This is a genomic window from Myroides sp. TSA_177.3, from assembly GCF_052691955.1.
The window spans coordinates 1-20,481 of record NZ_JBQZGD010000024.1; the positions used below are offsets into that span (position 1 = coordinate 1).

The window sequence follows — 20,481 nt, forward strand, 5'->3', positions numbered from 1 at the left end:
ATGTATTCTCAACCTTTCCAATAGGATTAAAGGGGGTTTTTATTGGAGAATGGAGTAAGGAAGAAATGGATACAGTACAAATTGGTGGAGTAAAAAAAATATCTAAAAATTATATTTTTACAGATTGGAATAATAAGAATATTTTGGTTTTAGATTCAATGGAATATTTACCATTACTTTCTGAAAAAAGTACCATTAAATAATATAGAGGGGCCTATGATAGATACGCTTATGATGGAATCAGATAAATCCATAGATTATGGTAGAAGTAATTTAGGTAGATCATTTTATCCTGGATATGATAAGTAGAGTTTTAGTATATATATTATTGTTGTTATGTGTTTATACAGTTATTTACACAATAATGAAAAAAGATTTTTGGGATAAAAATAGAACGCTTTATAGTAATTTATTTACTCTTAAATCTTTTATTATGGGAGTGATTTTTGGTTTAATTTTAATTTTTTTGATTGCAAAAGACAATGGTTTAATATGAAGTATTAGCCCCCTTATTGCATGGATTTACAGTCCGTACGCATAAATTATAAAAGAAGAAGATCGTAGTGAATATAAAAGGCTCATCGACGTGCTCTAAGTCAAGGAACAACAATTACTGGTTTATATTGGTATGCTGGAGGTAATCCTTTACCAAATGAAAGGAGTGTCTAAGTAAAAACGTGAAAGAATATGTCAAATAAAAAGATATTTAGTTTGTTGAGAAAGAGTATTGTATTCGTTTTTGTTATATTTTATGCTTGCCATACTTCTTCTGTTGCATTCTTGAAAAATGATATAATTTGCCATACAGGTTTTGAATATGAAGATTTAGTCTTTAATAAGAATAAAGAATTTAAGAAGATAACAAGATTTGTTGAAGAAAAATACCAGGCGAAAAAGATTAGGAACCTTTTTTATATTAAATCTCAAAAACAATACTATTGTGAATTTTATGTACATGACCATGCAATAGAATGTGTACTTATAAACCTAGATACGAAAGTTGAGTACTATAATAAAGCTGAATTTGATTGGTCAATGGTTGTTCAATAAAGTCATTATAGCAGCCCATTCTTGACATTAGTATGACGGAGTATATGGACTAGGTGTGATATTCAATAAAACAATCCTTTTTTACCCAGCAGATTCCTCTGATTCGTATGTCCTGAGGTAACGAAGAGTCGCATTTCTCACATCACAAAAAGCACCTAGCAAAAAACAAAAAAGCATATATTTATTGTCAAAGGAAAGTTTTGAATTTTCTAATGCTTGAAATAACGAGAATATAGGTGAAAAAGCCTTAGAATCATGAGTAGATGATATGGTTAACTAAATTTAGTATGAAAGAAATTTATATAAAGAAGTACTGGGACGAAGAAAGTGTATTGTTTTATTTGCATTTTCAAGAGGATAAAGCAGTAAGACAAGTGGAAATAACTCCTACATCTAAAGTATTGCTTACCTTGGATAATCCAATGATAGGAGATGCTATGTTGTATGATCAATCACTTGAAGAATTGGAGCTAAAAGAAGCTGATTTTATTACGGAAGCGGAGTTTAATGAAATTTGGGAGGAAAAATAGAGTAAAGAATAATTCTTTTTTTACCCAGCAGATTTCTCTGATTCGTATGTCCTGAGGTAACGAAGGGTCGCATTTGTCACCTCACAAAAAAACACCTAGCAAAAAAACAAAAAAACATTTCTCTAGAGTAGATCACAGTATAAGGATGTAAAAAATAGGATAATGAAAAAAATAATAGTTTTTGGTATTTTATTCCTCTGTGTATTGGGGTGTAAAAATAAGAATACAGAAGAAGAAACTGCACAGTTGCAAGAAGATTACGGTACGATATATTTTGTTCGATATATGGTTAATACAGAAATGGCAGTTAGTTGTAATAACTTTATGGACAGCTTAGGGTCTTTGAGTTCTTATTTTAAAATAGAGGATGAAAATTTCATAGATGAATTATTGTATGGTGCTGAAGTAGATGAAATGGTAGGCGTAAATTATGGGATGGATGTTCGGTATCGAATTGAATTGGCAGATAAAATAATCTGTATTGATGATTTTGGTTATTATTCTATTAATAATAAATATAGTGGCAAACTAAGTAATTTTCAACTACTTTTAGACTATGTTGAAAAACATAGAGAACATAGTATAAAACTGGAAGAAGATTTTCCTTTTGTAGATTAAAAATAACAGGGTAGTTCACTCGGTCAAATTATAGTATCGTAAAAAAAGAAAATTATGCCTAAAATAACATGTAATTGTGGTGAACACATAAATCTAAGTGGTATACCTTCAATTCATCAATATCTATTTATATCAGATACTGACTTCGATCAATATCATGATACAATTGATGCAGAAGACGTCTATGCTAAAATGAAAATTTGTGTACATTGTCCATCGTGCTTGCGCTTACATATTTACTTTGATGGTTTTGAAAAAGAACCCCTGATTTATACAGTAGAAAAGAATCCCTTACAATCACATTGAGTTGTCACCTTATATACAGGAGGTCATCCCTTCTAGTAGAAGCAAAATTTCATTTTGCATAAAAGATAAAATAATGAGTGAAAAAGTTGTATTTAAATTGAATAAAAAAAATATTATTAGTATCCTTTTAATATTGTTTTTATTAATTATTGCTGGAGCTTTATTTATATTTTATCCTTCTATTTTTACTTCTTCTTTGGTAAGAAGTGAGCTGTGGATTAAAATATGTGGAACAAGTATTTGCCTTTTTTCGATTCCTCTTTTTATAGGCTATTTTGTTCTATTATTCGATGACAATGGATTAATTGTATCGAAGAATGGAATGATAAATAATACTAATTTACTTAATTCGGGGGAAGTAGAATGGAGAGATATTACATCAATAAGAATAAAAAAAATTAAAAAAAATACTTTTTTTTTAATTTTTGTGAAGGATGAACGTAAATACTTTGGAAATAGAAATTTATTAAAAAAAATAAATGCATTTGGATATAGAAGTATGTATGGAACCTCGATTGTTATTGAAACAAAGAATTTGCTTTGTTCTTTAGAAGAAGTAAAATCAAATTTAAATAAGTATGTTAGATTTAAATAGTTAGATTTAATTTTTATTTAGGTGGTATGAAAATTAAAAATATTTGGCGACTATATCCATTGGGGATCCTTATAGGAATAGTTTTATATTTTTATTGGATAGGACGAGATAATAAAAAGCAATTTTATGATAGTATTCTAAATGAAAAAATAATAGCTAGTAATGATTGGCAAAAACGAACAATAGAATATTATTTAGAAAATGGTTTGTCCATAAATATTACGGTTTTGGATAGTATTGATTTAAAAATAGGTGACTCGATCTCAAAAGAATCTAACACCAACCACTTTAAGATATATAGAAAAGAATCAAAGGGTGTATATACGTTTTATGACAGCTACAATTTGAAGTAGTTTAACTTCGTATACTTCAAAAGTGATAAGAGAAATCACATCCAGTGCTTCTATTATAAGGGGTGTAATACTAATTGGTATAACAGACGTTGAGCAACAGATGCGATGCTTCCTTCGTCAGCATGACATGCTGGGTGTATGGACTGGGTCTAGGATCAGGTATGGATACTCAAAAGAACAACCCTTTTTTTACCCACCAGATTTCTCCGGTTCGTATGTCACCCTGAGGTTGCAGATGTTTAGGGTGCGAAATTCTAATCCATATAGATATTCTAAAAAAGAAATACCTTTGGATATCGTACCACAACAAAGGGATACTTTTTTACTTAGGAGTGTGATTTTAAATACTAATTGGACTAATTTTAAAAGTGAGGATTCATTGAAAAAATCAAATACAGCTAAAATGTTAAATAAAAAATATAATTTATAATGAAGAAGATAGGAATATTTTTAATAATGATTATGTTTTATTCTTGTGAAAAGAAAGGGAATCAACCAGAAGAGTATAAAGGGATACAGTTGACGGAATCATTATCTGAATCTTTAGGAGGTAATATCAATTATACCTTGGAATTACCTGATACCTTAAAAGTTAATCAACCCTATGATGCTGTTTTTTATTTCGATAGTCCTTTTGATACGATTGTTGAGCCTATGGTAGATACAATTAATTTTAGATCAATTAAATTTTCTTATTATAAGCCAATAAAACTAGGAAATAAGATTTTGAAAAGTGATATTGTTTTAAAAGATTCTGTATATATTCCTAATAGAGAGTTTATTTTGGGAAACGTTAAATTTGAAGAAAAGGGGAGATATCTTTTTTTAGTATTAATTGAAGATCAGATAATGTACAATTTTTATAATAATAAGGGAAAGCGTGATTCAATTCACTTTGATAGAATATTTGAAGAAATAAAAAAAGAAGTCGTGGTTATTGAGTAAACTGCTATCGTTAAAATAAACAATCCACCCCAACGATCCGTTTGGAAGGTTGGGGTTTGTTTTTAGTTAACCGTTTACGGAGGTATTATTCAATGCAGAGAGAATTAAAACTGTTCTCACGACGCATAGTAATCATTCTGAGGGCACGAAGGGGTGCATTTGTCACACAAAAAGAAAAACATAAGGAACAAAAAGCAGAACTACATGGAGTGACCGATGCGATGCTTCCTTCGTCAGCATGACATACTGGGTGTATGGACTGGGTCTAGGACTAGGTGTGGATACTCAAAAGAACAATCTTTTTTACCCAGCAGATTTCTCCGGTTCGTATGTCACCCTGAGGTAACGAAGGGTCGCATTTGTCACATCACAAAAAAGCACCTAGCAAAAAAACAAAAAAACATTTCCCAAAAAAGCCTGCATAACAAGTATTATTTTTCTTAATCAAAAATTTAAATTGTAGTTTTATCAAAATTAAATGTACACCCATTGAAAAAGAGTATTATCATTGTTGCAGTAGTTGTCATTGTTGCAATTCTTCAGTTTACTTATTTTATGAAGAATCAGCCTAGCACGGCAGAACAAAAAGAAGAAATTTATTTTGTTGTAGATCAAGTTGAGGTCGCACCTGATTCAACCTATTCTTTTTACGATGCCGAAGGAAATAAATTTACGAGCTATACGTTCCCTTCACCAACAACAATAACAAAAGGAGATATTATCGCTAAAGAAGCAAATTCAAGTGAAATTATTGTTTATCGATTTGACCAAAATGGCAAAAAAGATATCTTTTTAAGAGTTAATAGATAGGAAAGAGGAAATTCTTCTTTAATCGATAAATTATACAAAAAAGCAAAAACACAAAAGGCAAAAAAGCCTCCCCACAAATCACAAATCTCCAGCCAATGTGAATAACGGATGCGATGCTTCCTGCGTCAGCATGACATGGCGATAGGATACATTTTTTCTAATAAAGAAAATTTTATAATACCGAATCTCATCGCCTCACCCTCTCATCATCTCACCCCCTTACAACCTCACAAACCACAAACCTCACGAAAAGCAAACCTCACCTTTTCGTTTTAATCAATTGATTAACGCGATACATCAGCACAATACTCAAACAAGACACGCCCACCACAACATAACCCACGATATCATAATTCATTAACGGGCTATTTTTATGATCTTGGTACACGATTAATCCTGCAATAGCAGCGGCGATTCCACCTGCAATTTGCTGAATAGACGCGTTGATACTCATAAAAGCACCGCGATCTTTTCCTTCTGGAACAGCACTAGTTAAAGCAGAAGAAGGCACCATACGACTCATAATACCAAACATCATGAAGATATTGATCACCATAACCAACCAAAGTGGAATTTGCGCCATATTCGTATAGATCACACATACCAGCATCAACCAAATAGAAGCGATGCTGAATAATAAGTATTTATTCATTCTATCGCTCAACTTTCCAATGAATGGCATGAAAATAAGGGAAGTAACCCCAGAAACCATAAACAGCAAAGGCAGTTGATCCGGGTGAACCCCTAAGTTATTGACTGCAAATATCGTTCCGAAAGGCATCATCATAAAACCGCCGACCGATAAAAATGTAGTTGCGACAAAACCGATGCGGTATTCTTTATTCTTTAGGGTATTCCATAAGTGAGTTAATGGCTTATGATCCTGTTGCAAAGCTAGGTGTGCATTAACTGGACGGAGGTAGAACCCAATAAGGAGAGCGATGAGAATGGAGAGCACGACAATTAAAAAGAATGGCGCTTCCCAAACCCATTTATTGGCAATATATAACCCAATAGGAATTCCCAATACCTGACTAGCTCCAAATCCCATTTGGATGAATCCCATAACACGTCCACGTTGTTGTAAGCTAAAAATATCTGTAATAATAGCCATAGAGATAGAGCCAATTACTCCACCAAAGAGCCCTGTAAAGATTCGAGCCGCAACTAATGTTTCATAAGAATAGGCCAAACCGCAGAATAAAGTTCCTACAATAAAACCGATATAGAAAAACAGCAATAATTTTTTGCGGTCAAATTTATCCGCAAATCCCGCTGTTAATAAACCAGAGGCACCCGCACTAAAGGCATAAGCGGATACTGCAATACCGAAATCTTGCGTATCCATAGCCAAACTTTTGAGCAATAAATCCCCTAAAGGAGCCATGACCATAAAGTCTAGAATAACGGTAAACTGTGTAATAGCGAGTATAAAGATGACAAATTTCTCATACCTTGAAAAAGGCACTGTTGAAGTTGCTTCCATAATTGACAAATAAATAGGTTGAGCTTTTCTTGTGGTGGACTGTTTTATCCCTGTAGCAAAAGCATGCAAAGATAACAGATTATTCCCTCTTTCACTGAGTTGTTCATCATGTAGTCAGCTATTTAGAATAAGATAAAATAGAAGGGGGAGACTAGAGAGGTTTTGGGCCTTTTTTGTTGGTTTGGCTGTAAAAAAATCGTCTGTACTTCGAATAATAACAAAGAAAATAAGAAGAAAAAATAAGAAGAAAAAAGAACTACTATTTGCTACTTTAAGGATATATATGAATAATTTAAATTTTGCCTAACAAACATCAAAAAGTAGGGCAAATAGTAGTTCAAAACAAAAAAAAACAAACGGATGCTAACTTCTAGTTTGGTGATTGTGAAGGGAGAATTTAGTTCTTAACCAACGAAAAACTTGTAATTATACGATTACAATAAAATAAACTAAATCTTTCACCAATAACCACTAGCAAGCTTGCTTACCTTTTTACTGTAACTCAAAAAACATGCCGAGTTGAGCAGATAAAGCTAGATAGTACCAGGTAAATTTGAATATTATATGAAATACTCTTATTTTTTCTGATTTTAATTGAAAATTGTACGTTTTGGAGCAGGTCAAGAATATTGTTGGCCTTTTGTCTAATTATAGCCTAGCATTTTGTAATTTGTACCCCATAAGATTGAAAGCATGGCCGAAACGTCTATACCAGAACCGAAAATCTATGAAGCACTTCGCATTTATGACGAAGATACCATTTTTGAAACTGCAGCTTCAGGAAGGCCTTATCGCCCAAAACGTTCTTCTATTTTGTTTGTGCTGAAAGGGCGTATCCGAATGAAGGAGCAAATTAATGAAATTGAAATTGTCGGTTATTCGTTTCTCCTCATCAATACCAAATATGTATATGAAATTCTAGCCATAGATCCGCATACGGAATTGCGACTGTTGGGCTATGATCGGGCTTTTGTTGAAAATAGTACGTTCCAACTCAATAAAGTTAAAGTGTACAAAGACCTAAAGAATCAGTTGAAACGTATATTTACGATTTCAGCTCCTGAATTTGCCGTCTTTTGGGAAAACCTTACCTTAATGGATTATTATACCCAACACTTTCAAACGACAACTTATGCAGAGCAAATTATTCAGAGTTATTTCAATATTCTGCTGTATCATTTGGTAGGAATCGTCGCTCCGTTGCATGAAGAACAATTAGCACATTTAAGTAGACAACAAAAATTGGCGTATGATTTTGTCAATTTAGTTTCGGATCACTATTTACAGGCAAAAAACGTACAGTTTTATGCTGATGCATTGTCGATTTCGATTCGATATTTGAGTGCAGTTGTCAAGGAAGTGGCTCAACGTACGCCCAATCAAATCATAAGCGAATTTATTGTAAATGAGGCCAAAGCCCAATTGACAGATTCGTCTATTTCTCTCAAAGAAATTGCGGCCAAACTCCATTTTAGCGATCAATATGCTTTTACCCACTTCTTTAAAAAACATCAAAATATGAGTCCTACGCAATATAGAGCGTTGTTGAATAAGAGTAAATAGTACTTTTGAACATCTTATCGGTCATTTCAATCATTGTTGGCCCTGAGTGAGCATCTTACCTTTGTAAGCATCAAACAAAGGAAAAATGAAAAGAAAATTGCGCACAATCCTCGGTGGTTTAGGTGCTTTATTGTTTTCAACTATAGGAAGTTACGCACAAGAAAAAACAAAGCAACTATCCGTAGAAGAACTCATTGAATTAGCGTTAGCCAATCATCAACAACTCAAAATAAGTGTCCAACAAAAAGACATTGCTACCCAACAAACTCAAATTCTAAAACAACAACAATTACCGACAATTGGAGTATCTGCAACAGCTGCTTATATCGGGGATGCCTTAATTCTCGATCGTGATTTTTCAAAGGTCATGACGAAAGATATGCCTCATTTTGGCAATTCGTATGCTATTCAAGCATCTGAATTACTGTACAAAGGCGGGGCAATTAGAAAGTCAATTGAACTTGCTGAAATTGGCGAACAGTTGGCGGAATTAGATTGGGTCAACGATCAGCAAAGCATTAAGTTTTTAGTCATTTCCAACTATTTGGATCTTTACAAGTTGTTGAATCAACAAGAAGTGTATCAAAACAACAAGAAGTTGGGGCAGCTTCGCTTGGATAATGTCAAACAATTTTACAGTCAAGGGATGTTAACGCGAAACGAAGTGATTCGCGGAGAATTGGCGCTGCAAAATATTGATCAGGCCTTATTAGTTGTAAATAACAATAGAAAGATTGTCAATTACAATTTGAATATTGCCTTAGGACTAGATGCGAATAATCAATTAATTCCTTCAGAAACTCTAGAAGAGAAAGAATTGATGGGAATGTATGACAGTTATTTAGCTTTAGCTTATGAGCATCATCCAACCTTGCAAATGACACAAAAAGCAATAGAAGCAGCAGATAAAAAAATTGAATTGGCTAAGACAGATCAATACCCCGCTTTAGCTGCTATTGGTGGCTATACTATGAGTCGACCTATTACGACTTCTAATCCCGTGATGGATATGTATTCTAATACTTGGCAAGTAGGAGTATCCTTGAGCTATAGCCTAGATAATCTGTACAAAACACCTAAAAAAGTCAAGTTAGAACAACTCGAAAAAACAAAGGCTACGGATACGAAAGTGCTGGCGATGCAACAAATCGAAATGAGTGTACATGCTGCTTATGCTAAATATGAAGAATCCATTCAACAAGCGCATCTCTTAGAAAAAAGCCAGCAATTGGCGCAGGAGAATTACCGCATCATTGAGGCAAAATACTTAAATCAATTGGCCATTCAAGCAGAAATGACGGATGCTACCAATGCAAAGTTAGAAGCTGAATTGCAATTTGCCAATGCTCAAATCAACGTACTTTATCAATATTATAGTTTATTAAAAGCAACGGGAACGTTGTAAAAATTGCTACAATTACTATGGAACAAACAGACAAAACGACACATACCGAACCTCAAGTAGAACCTCAAGAAAAAAAGAGCGCACCAATAACGATTAACTACAAACAAGAAGTAAAAAAGAAACGCAAAATTATTCTAGTGAATACGTTGACTTTCTTAGTTGTTGCTTTTGCATTTTATTGGTTGCTAACTCAATATTTCCACATAGGGGATAAAGATTATACCGAATCTGCTCAGGTGGAAGAATATATTAATCCCATTAATACACGGGTATCTGCTTACATCAAGGAAATTAAATTTATTGAACATCAACAAGTTAAAAAAGGAGATACGTTAGTTGTATTGGATGATCGAGAGATACGCACTCAACTAGAACAAGCGGAGGCAGCCTATTTGAGCGCATTAGCAGCAAAAGAGGTTACCCAATCTAGCATGCAAACAGCGAGCAATAATATTGGGGTATTTGATTCCAATATTCAAGGTGCTCAAGCGCGTTTGTGGAATGCAGAACAAAACCAAAAGCGATATCAGAATTTACTTCAAGTAGAAGCGGTAACGCAACAGCAGTTTGATCAGGTGAATACAGAATATCAAGCTGCGAAGTCGGCTTATGAAGCATTGAAAAAACAACAAACAACGACGCGTTTATCAGTGTCAGAAATACAAACGCGTGTGGCGTTAAACGATGCGGATATTAAGCGTACAAAAGCAATGCTAGACATGGCTCAACTGAACTTGTCCTATACGGTGATTCAAGCACCTTATGACGGTACAATGGGGAGACGCTTAATTAATCCGGGGCAATTGCTGAACCCTAGTCAGCAGATTACAACCATTGTACGCGACGATGAGAAATGGGTAACGGCCAACTTTTTAGAATCTCAAATGCCCGATGTACAGGTAGGAACAATCCTAACAATGACAGCAGATGCTGTAAAAGGGGAGCGATTCGAAGGGGTAGTAACGGCTATTTCTGCAGCAACAGGAAATCGCTATTCGAGTATGCCAACGGATAACTCAACCGGTAATTTTGTAAAAGTACAACAGCGTATTCCTGTGCGTATTGAATTTACGGACGCGAATGCACAAGAAGCGATTCACCGTCTAAAGGCAGGGATGAATATGAATGTACAATTAAAAAAATAAGGATAGAACCAACGAAAGATGAAATATAATCAAGGTTTATTTTACGCTTGGGTTCCCAAGTCAGTCATGCTATTGCTTATTGTAGTGATTGCGCTGATTTTCTTTGGGGTAAGCGCCATTTACACCCCCAATATTACGTATTTGGTAGGGAGTACGGGCGCCATGAGCGAATATTACTTATGGGCTAACTACGCTAGTGTTGTAGGGATGGGAGCAGTTATGCCTTTGATTGTTCGCATCAAAGCGCGTTTCCGAACCAAAGAAATCCTGGTCGGTAGTTTAACGGGAATTGCACTCTTGTTTATCGTTATGGGAACAACGCATCAACCTCAGGTGATTATTGGCGCTTCTTTTTTGATTGGCGTTTTTAAAATGTTGGGGATGATGGAGGTCGTGTTGCCCTTGATGTTTATCCTTTCTAAAGATGGGAATCGCGGGCGTTTTTATAGTATTTTTTATACTGCTGTTTTACTTGTAACCCAAGTTTCAGCCTATTATATCACCAAAATATCGTACTATGCAAATTGGCAATTCGGCTATTTGGTTTATGCTTCGATTTGTTTAGTAGCCGCTTTGATTTGTCTGATATTTCAACACAATCAGCGTTTTATGCGCAAGGTGCCCTTGTTTTATATTGATTGGCTCAGCGTACTCTTGTATGTCAGCTCCTTTATGATTTTGGGTTATGTATTGGCTTTTGGAAAACAACAAAATTGGTTTGAATCCGATCAGATTAAATATGCAATCTTGACGTTTTTGCTCTTGGTATTTGCTTTTTTCTTGCGTCAACAATTGCTTACTCGTCCGTTCTTATCTTTAAAGGCTTTCAATAAAAATAATGTGCGCCATGGAATTGTGATGTTGCTTTGCTTGGGAATGTATTTGGCCACAACAAATTTACAGAATACGTTCGCCATGGGGGTATTAGGCTATAATGCTTTAACTAATGCTTCACTCAATATTATGATGATTCCAGGGCTATTAGTCGGGGCTATCATCGCTTATAAGTGGTTCAATCGTTTAGTGCCTATCCGCTTATTGACTTTCTTGGGATTTGCTTCTTTTATGCTCTATACCGTGATGATGTATTTTTTCATGGTACCCGAATTAAACTATAACCTGTGGTTGTTGCCTCAATTCTTTAAAGGAATGGGTATGAGTATTTTGTTTATCGTGATCTGGTACTATACGCTGGATAAGTTGGATATCCCTAGCTTGTTGAGTCTTATTGGTTTCGTTTTACTTTGGCGTACCTTTATTTCTCTAGGTATTTTTAGTGCACTATTCACTTGGATGCAATATAAATTGCAACTGCAGAGTATGAGTAATTTAGCTGTGTATTTGGATGATGTATGGCTGATTCAGTCTGGAGGAAATGTCAACCTAAGCGCTATGCAACTCAATGCAATCTTAGCCGCAAATAAAATAATCTTCGGATTTATTAATATCCTAGGAATAGGGATTCTGTTGTATGTGTTGTTCCATCATTATGGTCGAACAAAAGATGTATTAACGCGAATCCGTCTATCTAAAATTGGTCAGCTGTGGATTAGTAGTAAAGACCAAGAAAAAATTGAAGAAGAACTTCATACATAAAGTTATAGGTTTGTACGAAAAGCAGTTTTCTTTTATAGAGGCTGCTTTTTTTGTGCTTTGTGAGAATCGCATCCATCACTCAAGAACAGTATGGTGTGAATAGATCACCCCAAAACAACCTCATATCCAAATCTAAAAATAGCAATCAACATAATAAATAAGAAAACATACCTTACCCATTGTTGTCCTTTTAGGATGGCCATTTTTGCACCGAAATACCCGCCAATTCCATTGCATACCGCCATGGGTAAGGCTACAGACCAAAGGATTTGCCCTTTGATTAAGAATAGGATAATACTTCCTAGATTCGTAAATAAGTTGATGAGTTTCGCATAGGCAGATGCCTTAAAGAAGTCAAATCCAATGAGGAAGATAAATCCCATGATAAAGAAAGTACCCGTTGCAGGGCCAATAAACCCATCATAGAAACCGATTACGAGGGAAATAATAATCCCGTAAGTATATCTTTTTTGTTTGGTAATCTCCGTGAGGTGTTTTTTGGTAAAATCCTTCTTGAAATAGGTAAATACCCATAGCGCGATAAGGATAATTAGAAGCAGAGGCTTCATAAAATCATTATTGACGATGGTTAGCACATAAGATCCAAAGAAAGCACTTCCACAAGAAAGGAGTGCCAATAAAAGGAAGTAAGACCATTGGATGTTTGTTTGCTTCAAGTATTGCCTCACTGCAATAGCTGTTCCAGAGAAAGCGGGAATTTTAAGTGTTCCAATAACAGAAGAAACAGGAATATTCGGAAGTAGAGCTAAGCCTAGAGGCGTTTGAATTAATCCACCACCACCGGCAATAGCATCAATGAAACCTGCGCAAAAAGCAATGATACACAGGTAGAATATAATATCGAATTCCATACAGTGAAGAATAAAATAGTCGTTCGTTTGTTTGGGTGCAAAGGTAACTCATCTACGGTTTTAAATGCAGATATTCAAGGATAAATTCGACGCGTTCTTCAATAGCAGTACACGGAACTTCAACTAGTTGATAACCAAATTCTTTATATGTTGCATGCATGACTTCATACGTTTGAATGGCAAGGGCAAAATCTTGTTTGCGCTCCTTGTCATTGGTGTAGATAGCTTCCCAAGGCGGGAAGATAAATACAGGAGAAGCATAAAGCATTTGTTTGGCTATATACAGCTGATTGGGTTGTATGTCCAAGTGTTCCAAACGCGCATATCCAATACTGTCGAGTAAACCTCGATCAAAGAATAGCGGTGTTTCACGAGTCTGCGATTGATAATCAAGAATGGACTGATTAAACATCGCCTCAAAAAAGCGTTGCTTATTTAGCCACGGCAGTGCATTGCCTTCTGTTTGCATTTGCTGTTGAATAATAGCGCGTCCTACTTCAGGTACAGTTGGATAAGTTAAACGAGCTAGGGCTTCGAGCACAGTAGACTTGCCGCTACCAGGACCTCCAGTAAAAATGTAATATGGTTCCATATAGAATTAAATAGATAAAGGATTAGTGTATTGGATTGTATGGGGTAGCAACAACGCATAAATAGTTGGTTGACGACCAGATCAATCCCAAGAGAATTCATATTCGGATGTAAAAGGAGCATGTGGAAATGTAAAAAATAACTTGATTGGTGTATGAGACACACCTTGTAGAAAATTTCCTAAAAAAGTAGAAGATTGATGCAGTATAAACGGTACTAAGTACGAAATAAGTAAAGCAAAGATACTTATTTTTAGGATTATGTGTTTCAAAATGAGCTGTTTTTTGCAAAAAATATAATTTTTTGAATCGCTGAATTGTTTTTGGCACGAGTTTTGAACTAAACAAAGTACGATAATTGCAAACAACAATTAAACATAATACCCAAAAGTAGCCTGCATATCACATGCAAAAACAACAAGTCCTAAGTAACCTTTTCCCAAGACAGAAAAGGTTACTTTTTTTATATACCTATGTTTTGTTGATGTAGTAAAGAGAAAGAGAGCAAAAAATGATGCAATTGCATTGCAAATGAAGGAGAGGAGGTATGGAAATTAAAAAAGTCTTGCTATTTTTGTAGGGATGAAACATTATAAGTACATAGTATCTTTACTTTTAGCAATAACCATAGCGGTTATTTCTTTCTATCCATGTGCGGATAGATATGTTTCTCCTGTGGTGTCAACAGAAACGGTTGCAACTTCGGTTGTTGAAAAACAACACGCAGACCATGTAGCTGATGCTTGTTCTCCATTTTGTGCTTGTGTATGTTGTGCTGTTTCCGTGAGTTTAGCACTGCCAAATTACACCGTACCACAAGTTGTACAACTTGTCGTTACTGAAAAAACACTTTTACCTTATCCTTTTGTAGAGCCTGTAGTATACAGTATCTGGCAACCACCTAAACTCGTATAGTTACTCCGTATTCTTGTCGTTAATCTCAAAGAGATTGATGCCTTTTTTCACGTTTTAATTATACAGAGATGCTAGATAAAATCATTCAATTTAGTATTCGTAATAAATTCATTGTAGGACTTTTTGTACTCGGACTTATCGCAGTAGGGAGTTACTCGTTGATGAATTTACCTATGGATACCCAGCCTGATATTACGAATAATCAGGTACAAATTATTACAAGCTCGCCAACGTTAGCTACGCAAGAGGTAGAGCAATTTATTACTTATCCCATTGAACAAGCGGTTAAACCCATTCCTAATATTACAGAACTCCGTTCGATTAGTCGTTTTGGATTAAGTGTGGTGACTGTTGTTTTTAGTGAAGATACCGATATTTATTGGGCTAGAAATCAGATTAATGAAAATCTGAAAGCGGCAGAAGAAGTTATTCCTAAAAATGTAGGTACGCCAGAGTTAGCTCCAGTGAGTACAGGGCTAGGCGAAATTTATCAATATGTAGTGTATGCCAAAGAAGGGTATGAGGAGCAATACAACAGTATGGAACTTCGTACCATTCAAGATTGGATTATTAAACCTCAATTGATTGGGGTAAAAGGAGTGGCGGAAGTTAACACCTTAGGTGGGCATCTAAAGCAATATGAGGTGTCTGTACAGCCAGATCGCTTGAAAAGTATGAATACCTCCATCATCGAGATATTCGATGCCTTAGAGCAAAATAACGAAAATACGGGTGGTGCTTATATTGATAAAAAACCCTATGCTTATTTTATTCGCAGTATTGGAATGGTGCAATCCATGGAAGATATTGAGAAAATTGTGGTTAAAACAGTAAATGGTACACCGATTTTAATTCGCGATGTAGCAGAGGTTAAAATTGGAAGTAGCATTCGCTATGGGGCCGTAACCAAAGATGGAAAAGGAGAGGATGTAAGTGGGATGGTGATGATGCTGAAAAATGCAAATACCCAGGAAGTAGTGAAATTGGTCAAAGAGAAAATGACGCAAATCGAAAAAACACTGCCTGAAGGGGTTGCAATTGAGCCATTTATTGATCGTACTAAGTTGATTGATAAAACAGTAAATACCATTCAAACAAACTTAATTGAGGGAGCCTTAATTGTAGTATTTGTTTTGGTTTTACTACTTGGAAATTGGCGTGCAGGACTAATTGTAGCTTCTGTAATTCCGTTGTCCTTGCTATTTGCCATCAGTTTGATGAAGCTGTTTGGGGTCAGTGGAAACTTGATGAGTTTGGGAGCGATTGACTTTGGACTTATTGTTGATGGGGCTGTGATTATTGTGGAAGCCATTGTCCATCGACTGCATCTAGGAAAGAATAGGAAGCTCACCCAGCAAGAGATGAATGAGGAAGTGTATAGTGCGGCTTCAAAAATCAGAACGAGTGCTTCTTTTGGAGAGATTATCATTCTGATTGTTTACCTTCCAATCTTAGCTTTAACGGGAATTGAAGGAAAAATGTTTGGACCTATGGCGATGACGGTGTCTTTTGCTATTTTAGGTGCGTTTATTCTTTCTTTGACCTATGTTCCGATGGCTTCTTCTTTGTTCTTGAAGAAAGAAGCGGGTAAAACCAAACCAAACTTTAGTGATAAATTAATTGATAAACTCTATAGCATTTATAAACCAATTTTAGAAAAAGCATTCAAAATCAAGCGATTCGTTTTGGTTATTGCCTTTGGTTTATTCGCCTTAGCTTTAGTCGTGTTTAGTAAAATGGGAGGGGAGTTTATCCCTACCTTAGATGAAGGAGATTTAGCAACGCATATTATTATTTCTTCGGGAAGTTCGCTGTCTCAAGAAATTGAAACAACGACCAAAGCAGAGCAAATCTTGATGGAGAACTTTCCGGAAGTAAAGATGGTGATTTCCAAAATTGGAAGTGCGGAAATTCCTACCGACCCAATGCCGATGGAAGCAGCGGATATGATTATTGTCCTCAAAGAGAAAAAAGAGTGGACATCAGCTACAACAAAAGAAGAATTGATTGATAAAATGGAAGCCGCTCTGGAGCAAATTCCAGGTGTTACGACTGAGTTCTCTCAGCCCATTCAGATGCGTTTTAATGAATTAATGACGGGAGTCCGCAGTGACGTTGCCATCAAAGTATTTGGTGAAGATTTGGATCGTTTAGCGAGTATTGGTGATGAGATTAATGGTATGATTGCCAATGTTCCTGGAGTTTCAAGTCCGAAACTAGAACGCGTTACGGGTTTACCGCAGATTTCGATTAAATATGACAAGGATAAATTGGCGCTTTACGGATTGAAAATCGCCGATATCAGTCAGATTATTCGCGCGGGATTTGCTGGTGAAACCACTGGATTAGTATATGAAGGAGAAAAGCGATTTGATTTGGTGGTTCGTTTGGATCAGGCATCGAGATCAGATATTGAAAACCTAAAGAATTTCTTTGTTCCTCTTGCAGATGGACAACAGATTCCATTGAGTCAGTTGGCTGATATTGATTATGAAGATGGACCACAGCAAATTAGCCGTGAAGATGGAAGAAGACGCATTGTATTGGGATTCAATGTGAAAGGACGCGATGTTAAGAGTGTTGTACACGATATTCAAGCTAAATTAGATGCTCAGTTAAAGTTACCTGATGGCTATTATCTTACCTATGGAGGGCAGTTTGAAAACTTAGTGGAAGCAACTAATCGCTTGATGATTGCCGTTCCTATCGCTTTAGCGCTCATCTTTGTTTTGCTGTATTTTACCTTTAAATCAGTGAAGCAATCCTTAATTATTTTTACCGCAATTCCATTATCCGCTATTGGAGGTGTAGCAGCGCTGTGGTTGAGAGATATGCCTTTTAGTATTTCCGCAGGTGTTGGCTTCATTGCTTTATTTGGGGTGGCAGTATTGAATGGTATTGTATTGATTGGTCAGTTTAATCAACTAAAAGAACAAGGAATGGATTTATATGAACGAATTATAGAAGGAACCAAAATTCGCTTGCGTCCCGTATTGTTAACGGCTGCAGTTGCTTCTTTGGGATTCCTACCGATGGCATTGAGCACAAGTGCTGGTGCTGAGGTACAAAAACCATTGGCGACAGTGGTAATTGGTGGGCTAATAACAGCGACGTTATTGACGTTGATCGTTTTACCGATTATTTATTATTACGAAGAAAGAGGGTTTAAGAAACCAACAAAAATACAAACTCTTAGTTTGACCTTACTTGCATTTTTAGCTGTAGGTGGAGCACAAGCACAAGAAGTAAAGCGATTGTCCCTAGATGAGGCTTTAGCATTAGCACGTGAGAATAACCAAAGCTTACAAGCTTCTAGAGCCAATGTATTGAGTCAGGAGCAACTCGTTAAAACGGCCTATGATATCCCTAAAACAGAAGTATCTATGGGGTATGGTTACCTCAATGGAAAAGCACAACGAGACATGAGCTTAAACGTTTCTCAAGCCCTAAGTCCTTTTACCTACGGGAAAAAGAAAAATATCTTGCAAAAGGAGTATGAAAGCGCTGAAATTCAATTGCAAGGAAAAACGATTGCAGTCGAATTTGAAATAAAACAAACATGGGAAAATATCCTGTATGCACAATCAAAAAAGAAATTACTAGAACAACAATTTACGCTGTTAAAGGCCTTTTCTAAATCTGCAAAATTGCGTTATGAAACGGGAGAAACAACGTTGATGGAAAGTAATGTAGCCCAAGCCAAAGAACAGGAAATTAGTGTTTTAATTACGCAGAATACTACGTTTTTACAAAATGAAAAGTCGAAAATTAAAACCTTTTTAAACTTAGAAACGGATTTTGAATTGAGTGAACGTGAATTGATATACGATGAACATGATCCGTGGGCTGATTTGAATTTAGAGGAAAATAATAGCTTGCAATTAGCCAATAAGGAAATAGAACGCGTGGAGGCTACACGTAAGTTAGAAAAATCCTTGCTTTTACCTGATGTAACGCTTGGTTATTCGATTGAATCGGAAGCTGGACTAAGAGCAAATGGAACAAATTATGGACGAGAATTGCGTATTCCGAGTTATACGGTAGGACTGAGTATTCCAATCTTCTTTGGCAGTCAGTCCAAAAAAATAAAAGCCATGAAGTACAGCTTGGAACAAGCCGAACTAGAAAAGAATTATTTGCACAAGCAGTTGAGTGAATCGGTTCAGCAGCAGTTGGAAATTATCAGTGCGCAACAATCTGTAATTGATTATTATAAAGAGAGTGCGTTATTGAATGCTTCCATCATCCAAGATCACGCGAATAAATCGTACAATAATGGAGATATCTCCTATGTGGAGTATATCCAATCGATGGAAACCGCATTGAACATACAGATTAATTACTTAGATGCTGTATTGCAATATAATTTGGGACACAATGCCCTTCATTATTTAGTTAACCAATAATTCGAATTTAAAATGAAAAGAATATATATAGCTTTATTTGTTTTTGGAACGATTTTCTTTACTAGTTGTCAAACTAAAACAACAACGGAAGAAACTGTTGTAACGCAAGAAGAAGAGCAGGAGGAAAATACAGGGAAAGAAGTTGAACTAAATAGCGCACAGAAAAAGGCCGCCGGTATTGTATTAGGGCAGTTGGAAGACAAGAATCTATCGGATGTAATTAAAGTCAATGGACAAACGGAATTACCGCCTCAAAATCAGGCAGATGTCACTACTTTTTTAAGTGGAACCATTACGCAGATCCTCGTTAATATTGGTGATCGTGTGAATAAAGGACAGGTATTGGCCATTGCGGATAGTCCAGAGTATATAAAATTGCAAGAAGACTACCAGATTTCAAAGAATAATTTGGAGTATTTAGACTTGGAATATAAGCGTCAACAAACACTTCGAGCAGAGAATGTCAATTCAGAAAAGACCTATCAGAAGACTAAATCAGAATTGAATATTGAGAAATCGCGTTATCAATCGCTGACCAATCAGTTGTCTTTGGTAGGAGCAGGTTCTTCTCGAACGTTAAAAATTGTCGCACCAATTAGTGGAAACGTATCCGCAATTCCGATTCGAATTGGCACGAATATAGTGAATGGACAAACGTTGTTTTCTTTAGTGGATAATTCTAAAATACATTTGGATCTAAAGATTTACGAAAAAGATTTGCCTTATGTACATGAAGGACAAAAGGTATCTTTTAATTTGACGAATATCAACAAAGCAGAAGTAACAGCTACTATTTTTAGTATTGGGAAAGCGTTTGAACCAGGAACTAAAACGGTTATTGCTCACGCAAATATTGAGCAAGTGCCGGATAATCTGATTCCTGGATTATATGTAAATGCTTTGATTGATGTTGGAGAAAAAACGGTAAAAGCCTTGCCAAATGAAGCCGTTATCAAAGCAGATGGACGAGAATTTATCTTTATTGCTGAGGAAGGTGAAGCGCATGAAGAACATTTTCACTACAAACGTGTAGAAGTGAAAACAGGCGTAAAGGAATTGGGATTCACCCAAGTAGATATCATCGAAGCTGTACCTGATCAATATAGTATTGTAACCCAAGGAGCTTACTATTTACAAAGCCATTTGATTAAGAATGAAGGTGGCGGTGGACATAGTCACTAAAAACAGGGATTGTTTTAAATAAGAGAAAGTCGGAAGTTTGTTCTTCTGACTTTTTTTATGCGAAAAAACGACGAAAATTTCAGTAGTAAAACGAATAATAAATTTGTTGAAAGA

The 20,481-nt window shown here is 35.7% G+C and carries 17 protein-coding genes and 1 pseudogene; 15 read left to right on the forward strand and 3 right to left on the reverse strand.

Going from position 1 to position 20,481, the window contains the following annotated elements; translation table 11 throughout:
* From ACUTSE_RS15960 to ACUTSE_RS15995, 8 genes and pseudogenes are all read left to right on the forward strand, one after another.
* Positions 1–203: pseudogene (locus tag ACUTSE_RS15960) on the forward strand (hypothetical protein); the annotation flags it as partial.
* Between the two features lie 484 nt (positions 204–687).
* On the forward strand, positions 688–1,050 hold the full coding sequence (locus ACUTSE_RS15965) for a hypothetical protein (protein ID WP_445640943.1): 363 nt from the start codon (positions 688–690) through the stop codon (positions 1,048–1,050).
* 287 nt (positions 1,051–1,337) lie between these two features.
* Positions 1,338–1,580, forward strand: a complete 243-nt coding sequence (locus ACUTSE_RS15970) for a hypothetical protein (RefSeq protein WP_445640944.1) — start codon at positions 1,338–1,340, stop codon at positions 1,578–1,580.
* A 162-nt stretch (positions 1,581–1,742) separates the two neighbouring features.
* Positions 1,743–2,198 carry a hypothetical protein gene (locus ACUTSE_RS15975; RefSeq protein WP_445640945.1) on the forward strand — a complete coding sequence of 152 codons (456 nt, stop codon included), beginning with the start codon at positions 1,743–1,745 and terminating at the stop codon, positions 2,196–2,198.
* 379 nt (positions 2,199–2,577) lie between these two features.
* Entirely contained in the window at positions 2,578–3,099 is a 522-nt protein-coding gene (locus ACUTSE_RS15980) for an STM3941 family protein (protein WP_445640946.1), read from the forward strand.
* A gap of 26 nt (positions 3,100–3,125) precedes the next feature.
* The gene (locus ACUTSE_RS15985; RefSeq protein WP_445640947.1) at positions 3,126–3,452 is read left to right on the forward strand and encodes a hypothetical protein; all 327 of its coding nucleotides are present in this window, start codon (positions 3,126–3,128) and stop codon (positions 3,450–3,452) included.
* Positions 3,453–3,881: 429 nt separating this feature from the next.
* Entirely contained in the window at positions 3,882–4,397 is a 516-nt protein-coding gene (locus ACUTSE_RS15990; protein WP_445640948.1) for a hypothetical protein, read from the forward strand.
* A 489-nt stretch (positions 4,398–4,886) separates the two neighbouring features.
* Positions 4,887–5,207, forward strand: a complete 321-nt coding sequence (locus ACUTSE_RS15995) for a hypothetical protein (RefSeq protein ID WP_002985127.1) — start codon at positions 4,887–4,889, stop codon at positions 5,205–5,207.
* Positions 5,208–5,466: 259 nt separating this feature from the next.
* Here the strand turns inward: ACUTSE_RS15995 and ACUTSE_RS16000 are convergent, their stop codons facing one another.
* Positions 5,467–6,693 (reverse strand): MFS transporter, encoded by a 1,227-nt coding sequence (locus tag ACUTSE_RS16000; protein WP_445640949.1) that lies wholly within the window; start codon positions 6,691–6,693, stop codon positions 5,467–5,469.
* A gap of 693 nt (positions 6,694–7,386) precedes the next feature.
* Here ACUTSE_RS16000 and ACUTSE_RS16005 point away from each other — a divergent pair.
* The 4 genes from ACUTSE_RS16005 to ACUTSE_RS16020 all read left to right on the forward strand — a co-directional run bounded on the left by ACUTSE_RS16005 (position 7,387) and on the right by ACUTSE_RS16020 (position 12,402).
* Positions 7,387–8,256, forward strand: coding sequence for a helix-turn-helix domain-containing protein (locus ACUTSE_RS16005; protein ID WP_445640950.1), 870 nt, complete (start codon positions 7,387–7,389; stop codon positions 8,254–8,256).
* A gap of 85 nt (positions 8,257–8,341) precedes the next feature.
* Positions 8,342–9,661, forward strand: a complete 1,320-nt coding sequence (locus ACUTSE_RS16010; protein WP_445640951.1) for a TolC family protein — start codon at positions 8,342–8,344, stop codon at positions 9,659–9,661.
* A 17-nt stretch (positions 9,662–9,678) separates the two neighbouring features.
* Complete coding sequence (locus tag ACUTSE_RS16015) at positions 9,679–10,806, forward strand: HlyD family secretion protein (protein ID WP_445640952.1); 1,128 nt, start codon at positions 9,679–9,681, stop codon at positions 10,804–10,806.
* Between the two features lie 18 nt (positions 10,807–10,824).
* Positions 10,825–12,402: an MFS transporter gene (locus tag ACUTSE_RS16020; RefSeq protein ID WP_445640953.1), complete on the forward strand. Its 1,578-nt coding sequence runs from the start codon at positions 10,825–10,827 to the stop codon at positions 12,400–12,402.
* A 104-nt stretch (positions 12,403–12,506) separates the two neighbouring features.
* On the opposite strand, the gene ACUTSE_RS16025 is transcribed toward ACUTSE_RS16020, so the two are convergent.
* Together ACUTSE_RS16025 and ACUTSE_RS16030 are read right to left on the reverse strand one after the other, a co-directional pair.
* Positions 12,507–13,274 (reverse strand): sulfite exporter TauE/SafE family protein, encoded by a 768-nt coding sequence (locus ACUTSE_RS16025; protein ID WP_445640954.1) that lies wholly within the window; start codon positions 13,272–13,274, stop codon positions 12,507–12,509.
* A gap of 52 nt (positions 13,275–13,326) precedes the next feature.
* Positions 13,327–13,866 carry an AAA family ATPase gene (locus tag ACUTSE_RS16030; RefSeq protein WP_445640955.1) on the reverse strand — a complete coding sequence of 180 codons (540 nt, stop codon included), beginning with the start codon at positions 13,864–13,866 and terminating at the stop codon, positions 13,327–13,329.
* Positions 13,867–14,446: 580 nt separating this feature from the next.
* On the opposite strand from ACUTSE_RS16030, the gene ACUTSE_RS16035 reads away from it, so the two are divergent.
* The 3 genes from ACUTSE_RS16035 (at position 14,447) to ACUTSE_RS16045 (ending at position 20,367) form a co-directional block, all read left to right on the forward strand.
* On the forward strand, positions 14,447–14,779 hold the full coding sequence (locus tag ACUTSE_RS16035) for a hypothetical protein (RefSeq protein WP_445640956.1): 333 nt from the start codon (positions 14,447–14,449) through the stop codon (positions 14,777–14,779).
* Between the two features lie 68 nt (positions 14,780–14,847).
* Entirely contained in the window at positions 14,848–19,185 is a 4,338-nt protein-coding gene (locus ACUTSE_RS16040; RefSeq protein WP_445640957.1) for a CusA/CzcA family heavy metal efflux RND transporter, read from the forward strand.
* Between the two features lie 12 nt (positions 19,186–19,197).
* Entirely contained in the window at positions 19,198–20,367 is a 1,170-nt protein-coding gene (locus ACUTSE_RS16045) for an efflux RND transporter periplasmic adaptor subunit (RefSeq protein ID WP_445640958.1), read from the forward strand.
* Positions 20,368–20,481 lie beyond the last annotated feature (114 nt).

Excerpts from the sequence above, each read along its gene's own strand:
- ACUTSE_RS15975 (WP_445640945.1), top strand. The coding sequence starts at position 1,743 with ATGAAAAAAATAATAGTTTTTGGTATTTTATTCCTCTGTGTATTGGGG.
- ACUTSE_RS15980 (WP_445640946.1), top strand. The coding sequence starts at position 2,578 with ATGAGTGAAAAAGTTGTATTTAAATTGAATAAAAAAAATATTATTAGT.
- ACUTSE_RS16000 (WP_445640949.1), bottom strand. The coding sequence starts at position 6,693 with ATGGAAGCAACTTCAACAGTGCCTTTTTCAAGGTATGAGAAATTTGTC.
- ACUTSE_RS16040 (WP_445640957.1), top strand. The coding sequence starts at position 14,848 with ATGCTAGATAAAATCATTCAATTTAGTATTCGTAATAAATTCATTGTA.
- ACUTSE_RS15965 (WP_445640943.1), top strand. The coding sequence starts at position 688 with ATGTCAAATAAAAAGATATTTAGTTTGTTGAGAAAGAGTATTGTATTC.
- ACUTSE_RS16020 (WP_445640953.1), top strand. The coding sequence starts at position 10,825 with ATGAAATATAATCAAGGTTTATTTTACGCTTGGGTTCCCAAGTCAGTC.
- ACUTSE_RS16045 (WP_445640958.1), top strand. The coding sequence starts at position 19,198 with ATGAAAAGAATATATATAGCTTTATTTGTTTTTGGAACGATTTTCTTT.
- ACUTSE_RS16035 (WP_445640956.1), top strand. The coding sequence starts at position 14,447 with ATGAAACATTATAAGTACATAGTATCTTTACTTTTAGCAATAACCATA.
- ACUTSE_RS16025 (WP_445640954.1), bottom strand. The coding sequence starts at position 13,274 with ATGGAATTCGATATTATATTCTACCTGTGTATCATTGCTTTTTGCGCA.
- ACUTSE_RS15990 (WP_445640948.1), top strand. The coding sequence starts at position 3,882 with ATGAAGAAGATAGGAATATTTTTAATAATGATTATGTTTTATTCTTGT.
- ACUTSE_RS16010 (WP_445640951.1), top strand. The coding sequence starts at position 8,342 with ATGAAAAGAAAATTGCGCACAATCCTCGGTGGTTTAGGTGCTTTATTG.
- ACUTSE_RS16015 (WP_445640952.1), top strand. The coding sequence starts at position 9,679 with ATGGAACAAACAGACAAAACGACACATACCGAACCTCAAGTAGAACCT.
- ACUTSE_RS15985 (WP_445640947.1), top strand. The coding sequence starts at position 3,126 with ATGAAAATTAAAAATATTTGGCGACTATATCCATTGGGGATCCTTATA.
- ACUTSE_RS16005 (WP_445640950.1), top strand. The coding sequence starts at position 7,387 with ATGGCCGAAACGTCTATACCAGAACCGAAAATCTATGAAGCACTTCGC.
- ACUTSE_RS15970 (WP_445640944.1), top strand. The coding sequence starts at position 1,338 with ATGAAAGAAATTTATATAAAGAAGTACTGGGACGAAGAAAGTGTATTG.
- ACUTSE_RS16030 (WP_445640955.1), bottom strand. The coding sequence starts at position 13,866 with ATGGAACCATATTACATTTTTACTGGAGGTCCTGGTAGCGGCAAGTCT.